Source organism: Pseudomonas sp. S4_EA_1b, from assembly GCF_016307435.1.
Classification (GTDB): Bacteria; Pseudomonadota; Gammaproteobacteria; order Pseudomonadales; family Pseudomonadaceae; genus Aquipseudomonas; species Aquipseudomonas rhodesiae.
Genome location: NZ_JAEILC010000015.1, coordinates 97,631 through 110,491, shown reverse-complemented (window position 1 = coordinate 110,491; position 12,861 = coordinate 97,631). Strand labels below are relative to the sequence as shown.

Here is a 12,861-nt window from a genome sequence, read left to right as displayed (position 1 = left end):
CATGACTCCTAGAGCACGCCGGTGGCTTCAGTGAGCAGCCAGACACCAACGACCAGCAGGACGGCGCCCACGGCCACCGTCAGGCCGAATTGCCCCCAGGTTTTGCGGCCCGTGTGGATTTCCGCATAGGTACCGTAGGCGTGGTAGCAGACACCGACAAACATCGAGGCGACCACCAGCAAGGCAACAAGCATCACGATGTCGTAACCGTAATTGCGCAGCGTCTCCATGATGCCCGAGCCGGTGCCCCTCGACGGTTCTTCCAGGGTTGGGAGGTCGGCCCGGGCAAACGTCGGCAGCATGGCGAGTGTGGATGCCGAAGCCAGGACGGCCATACGTGCCGAATGCAAGCGATACGAGAGCAGGTTCATGATGTGAGCCTTTGCGTTAGGAGAGCAGGAAAAAAGTCAGCACCACGTACATCGCGATAAACCTCACCGCAACGCCGACGAACTGACGCTGGGAAATCCGCTGTTCCGACACGCCGACATAGGCTGTGCGCAGGGCCCATACGCCCCACAGCAGCAGGGTTGCGAACACGGCGCCGAGCAGTACGCCGGCGACAGCAGAGGGGGTGAAGCCTCCATTGGCCTGAAAGGCGGCAAGCTGGTTGGCGTTCATCGGTCATCCTCCTGTTCGGCGTCCTGGCGGTAATCGCCAAGCAGTGCAGAGGGATCGCGTGGCTGTGCACGCTGAGGCGTCAGGTAGTCGTTGATGCCCGACCGCATGCGCTGCAGGTCGGCATCCAGACGCCGATAATCGAAGTGATAGCGGGAGCGTGACTCGGGAGCGGTGCTGGCGGATTGTTTGGCCAGACGGTCAAGCAGGTCGAGTTGGCGGGCGACGGCCGCCAGGTGTTCACGCTCATACCCATCGTCAGTTGCAGCGGCGAGCTGTGTGATGAAGATACTGGTGAGCAGCAACGCTACGACAGGACGTCGCCATGCGTAAGCCGAATTGTGAAACCTTGCCATTGCGCCATTTCCGATGGGCTCGAATGGCTCGATGCTGCGGGGATGGCTGGTGGAAAGCCGCAAACAATGGGGAGTTACTCCTCACCACTTTCCTTACACATTTTTTTGGTGGTGTTGCGTTGTGCATTCTGAAGAGAGTGGCAGGGGCGACTGTTTCATCGCAGAACAGCTATCTCTTCATCTGTGTCTCTGCGTATCGAAATCGTGGACGCTAAGGGCTGATATATTGTCAGATTTCACTTTAGCATTCTGATTGGAGTGCTAATCGCTTACTAGCGCTCCCATGGGATGTTTATTGACAACAGTAACGAGGCGTGAGGTAATTGTTCTCATAGGAACTGATAATAGCCTTAAGCGTTCCTATGAGGATGATAAATGAGTACACCACTGCCGTTACCCGTCGAGCGGGCGCTCCGCAAGCTCGGCAGCGACATTGAGCTTGCACGCAGGCGTCGACGGATTTCACAGGCCTCGCTTGCAGAGCGAATGGGGGCTTCTGTATCCACTGTTCGGCGCATGGAGAAAGGGGATATGCGGGTGCCTATTCATTTCTTCGCCCGCGCCTTGCACGTGTTCGGTGAGGTACAGGCGCTGGCCAACCTGCTGGATACGGCGCACGACGACATCGGGCTGACGCTGATGGATGAACAATTGCCTAAACGTGTACGCAGTAAACCGCCGGCATCGGGGGCATTATGAAATCGGTTACTTCAGTTCGCCAGCAAGTCCAGGTCTGTCTTGGTAAGGCGGGAATAGCTGTTGGCACTCTTATTTACGTCAAGCAGGGACGCCGTGAGAACACCACCTTTGCCTATGAGCAGGGATGGTTGGGGAATCAGGAGGGGTTCAATGTTTCTGCCGATCTCAGCCTGATCTCGGGTTATCAGCCACGTAGATCTCCCTCAGCTCACGATTCGGTCTTTCATTTCGCCATTGCCGATACGACACCGGACGCTTGGGGACGCCGGGTCATCGCACGTGACCATGCCAAGCGTCGTAAGGGTAATCCATCGCTCGCGTCGCTGACAGAGATGGACTACCTGCTGGCGGTTGACGATTTCAGCCGGATCGGCGCGCTGAGACTGCGTGATCAGAACGGACATTATTGCCGGACGATTGAAGATGGACGGCGCGCTACACCGCCACTGCTGGAATTGCAGCGCATCTACCAGGCCAGCCGGGCAGTTGAGAAAGGTCAGGAAAGCACTGAAGATTTGCGTTACCTTCAGGGCAAAGGCACATCGCTCGGCGGGATGCGCCCCAAGAGCACGGTGGTCGATGAGGATGGCGCACTCGCCATTGGAAAATTCCCAAGCGTGAGCGACACCCGTAGCGTGACGCGCGGCGAAGTGCTGGCCTTATGCTTGGCAAAACAAGCAGGTATCAATGCCGCGCCGGCCCGTATCATAGAGCTGGATGGCGTACCGGTCGCTATCATCCGCCGTTTCGATCGCGATGGTGCTGATGGGCGTATTCCATACCAGTCCGCCGCGTCTTTGCTGCAGGCGTCGCGCGAAGAGGATCGAAGCTATACTGAAATTGCCGATGCTATCCGTTCCGTGGGGCATGCACCGACCGTAGATGTGCAGCAGCTATGGCGGCGACTGGTTTTTAACCTACTGATCACCAATGTGGATGACCACCTGCAGAACCATGGCTTTCTTCATGTGGAAAAGGGGCTCTGGCGGCTGGCACCGGCATTCGACGTCAATCCCTTCCCGGACAAAGAGCGAGAATCGAAAACCTGGCTGTCGGAGGAGGATGGACCGATCACCAATCTTGAGATGCTGCTGGCGCGGAGCACTTATTTTTCGTTGAGTCGGGAGGATGCGTTGGCCGTGCTGGCAGAAGTGTATGACGCCGTGCTGGACTGGCGGCAGATGGCGCTCAGTGCAGTGGTGGGGTTGCAAGCGAGCGAGTTGGACGATTTTGCGCCAGCGTTTGAGCACGAGCAAATGGAGGCGGCGCAGGCATTACTGGCCTGAAATACCGGTCAGCACTTATAGGTATTTTTTGAAGCTGCCTGCTGCGAGGTCTGTTGCGGCACCTAACAGAATTGCGCAGGGAACCAAGATAAGAAGCGGGTGTGCGCTGACGGGCAGGGTCAGGTAAAGGACCCAAGGCATGACGGCGAGAGGCATCAGACTGGCCTTTGCCCGGTGGTAGACAAAGCCTGACTCACGGCCCGCACCAAAGCGCCTGATGTCCCGCCGCACCAGGCCATCGACCAGTCCGACGAAAGCTGCCATCAGGAACAGTGGGATGGTCAGTACCAGCACCAGCAGCCGGACGAGGAACACCAGTAGCGTGTACGCACTGGCGATCAGGTCGTTCTCCAGATACACATAAACCTGACTCAGATAAAAACGGAAATCCCGACCCGTTCCCTGGCTGGGTGAACTGGCTTTGGCCGATGCGTCGCGCATCCAGTCGATGAGTCCGCTTTTGACGAACACCCATTGGTAAGCCGTTTCTACCAACCAGGACGCCGTTTGTCCCGGTTCCTGCACCACGGCGCTGCGTGTGAAGTGTTGTGAGAGTTGCGTCAGTTCGTAGTCCAGCATGCCTTGCGCGTGCCGCCAGCCTTGATCTCCCCAGAACAGGTGCATACCCACACATTCGATCACGATGGACAGAAACAAAGACCCCAAAAGCACGGCCACAAACCGGAATGGCAGCGTGATGATGCCGGTGATCAAACCCTGCTGTTGGGTCTGCTGGCGCTGCGCTGTGTTGGCCGGGTCACTCACGGTTGCGCCTCTCAGCAGTCGTTTCGGCGGTCGCCATATGCCGGAACCCGTCAAGTAGGTCATCAGGCAGGGGGGCATCCTGCAGGCCCGGTAGTGCTTTGCTGTCCCACCAGTCACCCGCCTCGACGTAGTGTTGGCGCATGTACCCAGCAAGCTGCTGCAGGTCCCTAGGCATCACTTCGTCAGGGTCGGGTGCCGGCAGCGGCATGCGGATCTTCCAGAGGTTGCCGCCCTCAATCAGTGCAAAGCACTGCCCCTTGGGCAGGCCGACAACATGGGCGGGTTCGATCAGGGGCACACTCGTCGTCGTGATGCGGTCCTGGGTGTTGCTGGTAAAATCGGTCTTGCCATGAATGTCGGAGCTGTCGGTGGCGCCGCTCATCAGTGAAGTGGTGTACACCTCAACCTTGGGCAATTGCTTCGTGAGTAACTCGGCGGTCGCAGTTTCCCGCACCCTCAACATAAACAGATTGTTGAAGTTACCGACCACCTGACCGGCTTTGGCGCGGTTGCCGATACGCGCTTCAATGTCACTGAGCGTTTGCGTGTAGGCGGTGACCTGGAGACCGGCACCGCCGCCTTTGTTGACCATGGGGATGAACTCATCACCCATCAGTTCGTTGAACTCGTCGGCGTGCACGTTGATCGGTACTTTGACCCCAGACGCCGTGCCGGGTAGACCATCGTCAATACCGAACTTGTAGATGTGTCCAGCGACCGACACCAAGTCGCTGAACATGCTGTTGCCCACGGCGGCTGAAACCTCGGCATCCGAGAGCGCATCGAGGCCCACATACACCACGGCCTTCTTCCGGATAATCTGCATCCAGTCGAAAATGGGCCGCGGGTCGGCCAGATCGGCATAGTTCGGGGCCAGCAACTGAGAGATCTTGCCGGTCGTGAGTTTTTCCAGCAGGGGCAGCAACGAGGCGACAATTTTGTCAAAGTAGGTGCGGTCGTAACGCACCGCAGACCTCAGCCCATCCAGTACCGGATCGTAGACCCTGACCTGTGACAGGTATTGTTCGAGCGCAATGACGCGCTTCTCGCGGCCGATCATGTTGCGTGGAATGTTCTTGTCGTTGAGCCTGGCCTCGATCTGCACGATGACTTCCCAGGCCTTCGGCTCGTTGCTCGCGAAGTAGTGCTGGGCGTATTCGATAAACAAGGCATCGATGTTCACCACGTGCCGCTGGATCAGCAGGTAGTCGGGCCGCTGCCCCAGCTCGACGAGTGCACGGGCGATGATGTTGACGAAGCGCCAGGCGAACTCGCGAAACGCTGCGGAATTACCCTCGCCGGAGAGTTGGCCGGCAATGCGCGTGGCCACCTCGCTGATGCGACCAAACCGTCCCACGGCGTTGTAACGGGCGGAAATATCTGGCCAGCCGAGGTGGAAAACATAGAACTCGCCCTCGCGCCCGGCGCGTTTGGCCTCGACATACATGCGCTTGAGCAGGTCCGCATCGCCTTTGGGGTCGAAGACGATGACCACTTCATGCTCGCCGGCTGCGTTACGCCGCCGGATGTCCTGGGTGATGAACAGCTCGGCGAGTCTTGTTTTGCCCACCCGCGTGGTGCCCAGGACGAGTGAATGCCCAACCCGTTCCCCCAGCGGCAGCGTGATGTCCACCTCATGCGGTTCAATGCCATGCAGGCGCGGCATGCCACCGACTGGAGGTAGCGGCCGCGCCGGATTAAATGGGCTGTCCCAGGTCGTCAGTCGGGCAAGTTTTGAGAGTGGAAAGCGTGCGAATTCCAGCCGCTCTTCCAAACGGCGGGCGATGCGGTAGGCGGCCGTGGGTTCCACATAACGACGAAACTCGGGGCGGTACGTTTGCATCAGCCGATGCGTGTGCCGCTGATCCCAGCGAAACCCTCGGCCGATGAACAGGCGCTGCTGACTGACCGGCACAGCACGGCTGGTCATCACGTACTTCGGCAGGCGGCGGATATTGCGGCGGTAGCGCAGGATGGCCCAGGCTTCCCGCAGGCGGATCGAGCCAAAGGCGAAGAATGCCAGGGCCGAGCCCAGGCCGAGCAGCGGATTGAGCGCGAGCGACCATGGCGCCACCAGGCACAGAAGCGTGGCAGCGGCGCAGACGACCACGGTGTACAGCTCCACCGCTGGCCGTAGTAGGACTTCCACCGCATGAGGCTGGGCCATGGCGAGCGGCTCACTGCTCAATTCCGGTGGCAGTGACCAGCACGGGGTAATGGCGCAACCCCAGACGTTCTGCGAGATCGTCGCCCGATACCGGCGACAGTGTCAGGCCCGGGACCAGCCTGCGCAAGGTGGCAAGGGCGTTGGCAGATGCCACGTTGACGACCAAGCCGACCGCCTTCAATTTGCCCAGGATTGCTGCGCGCTCGCGTAACCATTGGCGCGAGTGGTCGTCATCGCCGACCAGAAACATTGGCCGCAGCCCGGAGGCCTGGATGACCCTGCGCGGCTCCTCCCCCGGCGACAGCCGCCCGGAACGAACCGGCAGCATGTCTGTTTCGCTGAAACGTTGCTGTGACGGATGAGGTGCGGAGAGGGAAGGAGCTAACGGCTGGTCCTGGCCTGGTCGTAGATTCAGTGATTGGTAGTAGGGCCATGCCGAAACACCGCCACGGTCTTCGACCACGATCAACGAGGCGGCGTCTGCGAGCGCTCCCCCGGTGGCCAGGCATAGCAGGCCGAACAGCGATGGGGCGGCGATTCGCAGAGGAGGATGGAGCTTCATAGTGTTTTTCTCCTGAGGGCGTTTTCAGCGAGGGCGCCGCCGAGCACGCGCTGCAGCTGCTTGTGCACTCTCATGCGGTAGCGGGCAGCCGGTGCCCCACCTGCTGGGCGGTGGTAGCGTCCAATGGCGAGCAGCCAGTCCTCGCCGTCGGTGTGCTGTTCGCGCAGAATTTCCGCTGCGATAGCGAGGTTGCGATATGGGTCGAATAGATCGCAGGGCTGCGGGTAGCGGTGCTTCTGATAACCCAGATTGATCTGGCCGAGGCCGGCGTCGACCCGTGTGGGAGGAGCCTCCCGCAGCGCCTTTTGCAGACCCGTACAGGCTTTGGCGCGGGAACTGAAACGGCGCGATACGCCTGCCACGTTCAGAGTCCAGGGCCATGGCACCAGCCGGCCATCGCGTTGCAGGCCGCTCTCCTGCAACGCCACCGCATACAGTACCGCAGAGGGAATGCCAGCCCGGTGAGCGGCGATCTGGTACGCCGGAGGCGGTACGTCCTGCGCGCCGGCGGGGACGACGATGGCCATCCACCCCAGTACCACGAGCCGATGACGCCAGCGGGTCACTGCCGTTGCCATTGGCCACTGACCTGTCGCACAACGGCAGGCAGGTCCCCCGGCAGGCCCAAAGACAGCCACCGACCGGCATCGTGGTTGAGCGTGATTGAACCGTTGCGTACGCGATCTGGATTGATACTGGCGCGTTTTGCCCAGTCGCGAATGAGCGCGTCGTTGGCGCGGCTGCCAACCATGTAGAGGTCGAAGCCGACATCGGATACCTGCAACTGCTGAACCGCCAGGCCACAGGGCGCGCAGCCGTCCTTGATGAACACGGCGATGCGGTCGGTGCTGTTGGCGGTGGTGGAGGAACTGCTTGGAGTATGGCCGGGCAGGGTGACACGTTGCATGCCCGGGTGTAGACGTTGCCAGGCGGTGTCGTAGGCCCGCTGGTATGCCAGCGTCTTTTCGACGCGGCGGGCTTCAACCTGAACCTGCAACTCGGCATAGCGGTCGCGTTCTTCCTCGGCGCGCGCTTCGATGCCGAGTGCGGTCAATGGGTCGAGGTTGGGCGAAAAAAGGCCCAGCGGTCCCTGCATCAATTGGCGATAACGAGCCCATTCCTCCGTGCGCAACCCCCAGTCACGAGCCTGTTGTTCATCGCTGATGCGTGAGGTCGCTGTTTGTTCCTCGCTGGGCGCGACGGTGGAGGCGATCGTGCGAGCGTTCTGTGCGATTGCCGGAGAGAGAAAGGAGACGGCCAGGCTCAGCGTTAACGCGCGGAAGACGAGAGTTTTGTTCATCCGGAGCCCCTATGGCAGCGTCAATCGATGCGTCTGACCGTCGTTCTCGCGCTGGAACACGGCGGTCTGGCCATCGATGGCTTGCAGGCGCCAGCCGCTGTCGGTCTCACCGGGACGCAGGACGCGCATCTCGGAAAAGGCGGCAGTGCCGGTTGGCAGTATCGACAGAAATCGTTCGCCGCCGCGAAGCTCAATCCCCATAACCGTGAACGGTAGGTTTGCTGTTTGGGTCGGCTTTGTCGGGTATGTCACACGGGTGTGCACCGGTACTGGAGTCGTCTGGTTGGGTTTATCCAGACGGGTGGTCAACTGGTCGATGCGTGTTTCCAAGGAAGACAGGCTGGCTGCTGTCAGACGTTGCTCGAGTCCGATTTCGATGGCGGTCATTCGTTGCTCAAGTGTTTTGCTATCAGTCTCATAACGGGCCTGGGTCAAGGCAACAGGTAGTTTTAGCAGGGCGTCGAGGCGCTGGCTCAGATCAGTCAGCCGAGCCTCCAGGGCAACAACCTGGCTACCCTGAGCGCTGGCACTGGTCTGGGTGGCCAGACTCGACAGCGAGACGTGGTTGATGATCGTCGCTGCGCTAATCAGGATCAGCCATGCGATGCCAGCCGCACGCAACAGCATGCTGCGGGAGTCGCCTGGGGTGGATTGAAATCCCCTCATGGCCTGGCCTCCGTTTTCAGTGGAGGCCGCGCTATGTCGACAGGGGAGACCGGTCCGGATTGGGGAAGGGCGCCACCGGTGGTGGGATGTGCTGCGCGTGTGAAGCAGATCCGGCGTGCGCCGTCGTCGACCTCCAGATCCCAGGCAGGACCGGCCAGCGTGAGCAGGGCATCACGCAACAACAGCGGGCCCAGTCGGTAATGCGAAGCCGGTAGCGGGAGCGCATTCAGCGCTGCGATATCACTGCTGGAACACAACTGGTAGCCAGAACGGAGCAGGACATGACGCAGGGCGTCCCCCACGGTGGCTGTGCGTGTCTCGGGAACGGCCACATCGACGACCTGAAGCAGCAGGTCCTGTTGCGCTGATGCCGGGGCCAACTCGACCAGGGTGTACCGGCCATAACGCACCACCGGGGTGAACTCCGGCACCCCGCGCGCGGACGCGCTGGGACCGTTCTTTGCGGGTTCTGCCGGAGTGGGCGGGGTAGGCGCGGATGCCGTCGTGCAGCCGTTGGTTAGAGCAGCTGTTATCAGCAGGCAGAGTAAGACCCTGCTGGGGTGATTTTGGCTGAATGCTGGCATCGGTCGATTCTCTGGAGCGTGGAACCGACACCATCGCCTCACAAGGCCGGTGTATCAGTAAACAATAGGATTCGCCGAGTCACCAGATTGATCATGCCTTTGGCCTCGCTCGGAAACTCTGCCTTAGGCGAAGGGGGACAGGGGCCGAGTTAGGCCCCCGGGCAGTGAAAAAAGTGACTGACCGGTACTGGCGACCGGAAGTCGGTAGATAATGGCAAGAGCGGCCTCAGCGTTCCGACGGTAGCCGGATCATGGTGGCACTGCGGTCGGCCTCGGACATGATGCTAAGGCTGATTTCGCGGGTGACCACGTAGAATGAATTGAGCTGCCCGTCGATCTTCAGCGCGGCGTTGTTGGCGTACCATGTCTCGTCGGAAACCTGGCCCCAGTCACCACGCGCATGACGTTGAAAGAACGGCATTGGATCAAGGCGACCTTCACGCATCAGGCGATCGACGCCCTTGCTGAAGATCAACGCGCCAACCGGAAACAACAGCTTGGAGTGGCGGCGGTGGTATCTGGATGAATGTGCCATGGAAGTCTCCTTGTTGAGGACCACAGCACCCTTGGGGGGAAGGGCCCCAACGGGTGATAAACTGAAATCTCGGCCTTCAGGGGGCAACTGTCTCGACGAGTAATTGAATGATCGTGAGACTGCGTTGCTCGTCAGTGTTAACCACCAACGCTAAATCACCACTGGTGGCACGGTGCTCATTGGGCGGAGAAGGGCTGCGCGGAGCGCAGATGTGGTATCGAAGGTTCATGGTAAAGCTCCTTTGGGATAAAGAAGTCGGTCCGTGGATGCGCAGTAGCGGATGCACGAGGCATGGTGATGTCCTTACGAAGAAGCTAGGACGGCACCAGCCCGCGAGGCCAGTACAGTCCTTTGGGGATTGAAGAGCGCTCTGGCAGGAGCGATGTGTGAGAATCGCTGACTCTGCTCGGAGTGGGCAAAGTCAGCGAGCGGTCAAGCTTTGAGCTGTCGCAAACCTTCGGCCAGCAACCACAATGCCCGATTGAGGCGTACGTTTTGATCGATGCCTTGCACCGGGCGTGTGCGTTGATGACGACCGTTGGCAGTCCGGCCGGACAGACCTCCTTTGACCAGATTTTCCTGTACTCGGTTAAACACCGACCACAGATCCGTGCGTTGGTCATCGAACCGGCGTGTCGCCAACACCTGGCTTTCAGTGATCGGCAGCACCTTGTCCGGGCTGTCGTACTTGAGCATCAGTGCCGAGCGCGCAAAGACCTCTGCTTCGCCATCGTCGAGCGTGATAGCTCGCATGGCTTCGTGGGAGTCCTGTACTTGGTCGAAGCCACGCAGGACTTCATAGGCGCCCTCGATGACATGTTCCGTCACGTTGCCCTTGTGAGGCACGCGGACGTCACCGACGATGTTGCCGCACACCAGACCGTTTTGGCAGACAAAGCGGAACATGCCCGCCAGCATCTGATAGCTGCTCGTACCGTCGTGACTATTGAGCAAGATAATTTCATTGGCCTCTTTGCCATTGATCTGGCTCGCATGACGAAGCCGGAGCATGTGCTTGGTGAATTCACGACGGTCTTCGTGACGCACGCGGGTCTGGCACACCATGAAGGGCTCGAACCCTTCATCGCGTAGTTTCGCCAGTACAGCGCAGGTCGGTATGTAGCTGTACCGTTCGGAACGGCTTTCATGCGGGTTTTCCGCGAAGATGGAAGGGGCGATTGCGCGGATCTGGTCATCGGACAGCGGATGATCAGCACGTAGCACGGGGGAACGTGAAGCAAAACGAGAGGCAAGTTGCATGACAAACTCCTTGAAAATTGAGCAGCCGACAACGACTGGCTAGGAGCCAGGCGAGCACGGGTGCATAGGACAAAAAGCCCCGCGATGCAGGGGTTGGACGAAAATTGGCAGGAAGAAGCCCATCTGCATGTCGGTCGTACCGATGCGGATGGATACGCCAATGGCGTAATAACCCAATAGGCAATGAAGGAAGTCCGGGGCTAATGTTGGCCCGATATCAACCGCACGAGGGTTGAATCGAAGGACCACCCCGGCGTTACGGATCAGAACGACTCGGCCAGTACCGGTGTTTGTGCATCGGTGGCTTCGTCGACAGGTTCTGCAACAGGCTCGGAGATTTCCGAAGCGGGTGCTTCCTGGCTGACAGGTGTTTCGGAAGCCGCTGGGGCTTGCGATTCGCTTTCATCGGCCTTGGTCGATTTCGGCTCGGCCTTGTAAACCAAAGCACTGTCGACCTTGATCCAACTGATGAACAGCAGACGGGCCTTGAGGCTCACTCCCTGTTCGCCTGCACGTTTACCTTTGGTGTAGGTGAACGTATCAGCCCACAGGTCGCTGAGTCGGAACCCGATCATCACTTTCTTCTCCGCCTCGACGGCCTCGATGCAGCGACGAACCAGGTGTTGTGCTTCCGAGCCCGATACGCGCGTATCAAAACGCACGTACGAGACGTTGTCGCTCGGACCATTGAGCGCTGCGATATCGCAGGCCAGGAACGGATCACCTTTCTTTGGCTTCACTTCGCGAACGCGATTGAGATAACCGAGGCCGGTGATGTGAAGATCGAAAAAAGTTTTTTCGGATGAAGTGGTCATGGTGAATCTCCAGACTGGCAGGACAAGAGTGCGGAGACACACCGACCCGGACGGGAGGTGTGTAACCCCCGCGTGGGTTGATGGATCCTGGGATCAGGTACAACTAGACTGGCATCACCATCGAAGACTCGATGGGCGTTCGCATCTGGGATGCCGAGTGCGAACTGGATTGATCAACGCGGACGGAACCGCGCCGTAGTCTTGAAGATCGTGACCACCTGGGCATGTTGCTGACAACGTCAGCGGAACATGGCTGTAACGTGGCACCCGTGGGATGTGCCCGCTACCGGAAATCGGTACTGGCGTGCATCCCCATTGTTCAGTCACCACAAAAATAGGCGATGGACGCTTCGTCGGAATCGAGCATGTCGCGCTGGTGGGCGGCGAATCGGGCCAGGTCGGCATAGGTCGGGCCATCGTCGCGAAAGCGGGCGCCGCTGGGTTTGCTGGCAAGACTCAAAGACTCCATACGTATCCACCAGACGGCGGACCCCGGTTTGGCCTTGAACAGTGCCAGCCGCTGTCCCTGCGGCTTGAGAAAGCACAGATCGCAGTTGCTTTCGAGCGCGCGGCCGTTCACGGTCAGCAATGCCAGATCGAAGGGCTGGGCCTACCAGAAGGCGGTCACCTCGCGCACGCTCACGCCAGCCTCGGCCAACGGCATGCACATCGTCTCTCTGCTGGACTCTGTGGAATGACCGCGCGTCCTGATCTTCGCCACGCGGCGCTGCTCGTCAGCCCGGATGCCGATGAACTGATCCCAGTCGGTCCAACCCAAACTGCGTACGAACTTGTGCATTTCACGGATTTTCAGGGAGGTGGTGCAGCCCCCATCTACCGGGTTGGGCAGGTACTGGCGCTTGCGGATTAGCGCCTCGAAGGGTTCGCCTTGCCGGCTGTGGCTTGCGAAATCGACCACCGTGACGCATCGCGGTATTCGAGCCAGTGGATCGGCACCTGCCACCGTACGCTGCACTCGCGCACGAAACGCAGCGTGGCCTCCACTTCCTTGCCGGTGTTGGCGAAGCAGACTACGGTATCCGCAGGCAGGCCCGCATTGGCTTGCAGCACTCGCCACAGCATGTAGGCGCTGGTGCGACCGCCGCTGAAACTGATACAGGTGGGTTGGTCAATCTTGAATGGGTCGCGCATGTGAGCTGTCTCCAGGCTGGTGTGCCGACAGGCACCGACGGCAGAGGGAACTCCTTGTGAAGGGAACGAGAGACAGGCATGCGGTAACATGGCCGT

The 12,861-nt window shown here is 59.9% G+C and carries 15 protein-coding genes and 1 pseudogene; 2 read left to right on the top strand and 14 right to left on the bottom strand.

The genetic code is table 11. The features are described 5' to 3' along the window. Positions 1 to 8: 8 nt before the first annotated feature. From YA0848_RS05960 to YA0848_RS05950, 3 genes are read right to left on the bottom strand one after another with little or no spacing between them, the layout of a single operon-like run. Positions 9 to 335: a TIGR03745 family integrating conjugative element membrane protein gene (locus YA0848_RS05960; RefSeq protein ID WP_232925047.1), complete on the bottom strand. Its 327-nt coding sequence runs from the start codon at positions 333 to 335 to the stop codon at positions 9 to 11. Positions 336 to 387: 52 nt separating this feature from the next. Then, the gene (locus YA0848_RS05955) at positions 388 to 621 is read right to left on the bottom strand and encodes a TIGR03758 family integrating conjugative element protein (protein ID WP_039594011.1); all 234 of its coding nucleotides are present in this window, start codon (positions 619 to 621) and stop codon (positions 388 to 390) included. Beyond that, positions 618 to 974 (bottom strand): integrative conjugative element protein, RAQPRD family, encoded by a 357-nt coding sequence (locus YA0848_RS05950; protein ID WP_039594058.1) that lies wholly within the window; start codon positions 972 to 974, stop codon positions 618 to 620. The genes YA0848_RS05955 and YA0848_RS05950 overlap by 4 nt, the downstream gene beginning before the upstream one ends. Before the next feature lie 375 nt (positions 975 to 1,349). Between YA0848_RS05950 and YA0848_RS05945 the strand changes: the two genes are divergently transcribed. Then, positions 1,350 to 1,673: a helix-turn-helix domain-containing protein gene (locus YA0848_RS05945; RefSeq protein ID WP_024718120.1), complete on the top strand. Its 324-nt coding sequence runs from the start codon at positions 1,350 to 1,352 to the stop codon at positions 1,671 to 1,673. Beyond that, on the top strand, positions 1,670 to 2,959 hold the full coding sequence (locus YA0848_RS05940) for a type II toxin-antitoxin system HipA family toxin (RefSeq protein ID WP_039594012.1): 1,290 nt from the start codon (positions 1,670 to 1,672) through the stop codon (positions 2,957 to 2,959). The genes YA0848_RS05945 and YA0848_RS05940 overlap by 4 nt, the downstream gene beginning before the upstream one ends. Positions 2,960 to 2,974: 15 nt before the next feature. Here the strand turns inward: YA0848_RS05940 and YA0848_RS05935 are convergent, their stop codons facing one another. The 11 genes and pseudogenes from YA0848_RS05935 to YA0848_RS05885 all read right to left on the bottom strand — a co-directional run bounded on the left by YA0848_RS05935 (position 2,975) and on the right by YA0848_RS05885 (position 12,765). Further along, positions 2,975 to 3,724, bottom strand: coding sequence for a TIGR03747 family integrating conjugative element membrane protein (locus tag YA0848_RS05935; RefSeq protein ID WP_039594013.1), 750 nt, complete (start codon positions 3,722 to 3,724; stop codon positions 2,975 to 2,977). Continuing rightward, positions 3,717 to 5,891: a type IV conjugative transfer system coupling protein TraD gene (traD, locus tag YA0848_RS05930; protein ID WP_039594014.1), complete on the bottom strand. Its 2,175-nt coding sequence runs from the start codon at positions 5,889 to 5,891 to the stop codon at positions 3,717 to 3,719. The genes YA0848_RS05935 and traD overlap by 8 nt, the downstream gene beginning before the upstream one ends. Before the next feature lie 10 nt (positions 5,892 to 5,901). Beyond that, positions 5,902 to 6,453: an integrating conjugative element protein gene (locus YA0848_RS05925; RefSeq protein WP_024718116.1), complete on the bottom strand. Its 552-nt coding sequence runs from the start codon at positions 6,451 to 6,453 to the stop codon at positions 5,902 to 5,904. Continuing rightward, positions 6,450 to 6,980 (bottom strand): transglycosylase SLT domain-containing protein, encoded by a 531-nt coding sequence (locus tag YA0848_RS05920; RefSeq protein ID WP_046510186.1) that lies wholly within the window; start codon positions 6,978 to 6,980, stop codon positions 6,450 to 6,452. The genes YA0848_RS05925 and YA0848_RS05920 overlap by 4 nt, the downstream gene beginning before the upstream one ends. 35 nt (positions 6,981 to 7,015) lie before the next feature. Continuing rightward, the gene (locus YA0848_RS05915) at positions 7,016 to 7,753 is read right to left on the bottom strand and encodes a TIGR03759 family integrating conjugative element protein (protein ID WP_039594015.1); all 738 of its coding nucleotides are present in this window, start codon (positions 7,751 to 7,753) and stop codon (positions 7,016 to 7,018) included. Positions 7,754 to 7,762: 9 nt separating this feature from the next. Then, entirely contained in the window at positions 7,763 to 8,419 is a 657-nt protein-coding gene (locus YA0848_RS05910) for a hypothetical protein (RefSeq protein ID WP_039594016.1), read from the bottom strand. Beyond that, complete coding sequence (gene pilL2 / locus YA0848_RS05905; RefSeq protein ID WP_039594017.1) at positions 8,416 to 9,003, bottom strand: PFGI-1 class ICE element type IV pilus protein PilL2; 588 nt, start codon at positions 9,001 to 9,003, stop codon at positions 8,416 to 8,418. The genes YA0848_RS05910 and pilL2 overlap by 4 nt, the downstream gene beginning before the upstream one ends. Positions 9,004 to 9,229: 226 nt before the next feature. Further along, a complete protein-coding gene (locus YA0848_RS05900; protein WP_024718111.1) occupies positions 9,230 to 9,538 on the bottom strand; it encodes a hypothetical protein in 309 nt (102 codons plus the stop codon). 432 nt (positions 9,539 to 9,970) lie between these two features. Further along, positions 9,971 to 10,798 carry a DUF932 domain-containing protein gene (locus YA0848_RS05895; protein WP_024718110.1) on the bottom strand — a complete coding sequence of 276 codons (828 nt, stop codon included), beginning with the start codon at positions 10,796 to 10,798 and terminating at the stop codon, positions 9,971 to 9,973. Positions 10,799 to 11,061: 263 nt separating this feature from the next. Beyond that, positions 11,062 to 11,613 carry an STY4534 family ICE replication protein gene (locus YA0848_RS05890; RefSeq protein ID WP_039594018.1) on the bottom strand — a complete coding sequence of 184 codons (552 nt, stop codon included), beginning with the start codon at positions 11,611 to 11,613 and terminating at the stop codon, positions 11,062 to 11,064. Between the two features lie 319 nt (positions 11,614 to 11,932). Continuing rightward, a pseudogene (locus tag YA0848_RS05885) lies at positions 11,933 to 12,765 on the bottom strand (phosphoadenosine phosphosulfate reductase domain-containing protein). Positions 12,766 to 12,861 lie beyond the last annotated feature (96 nt).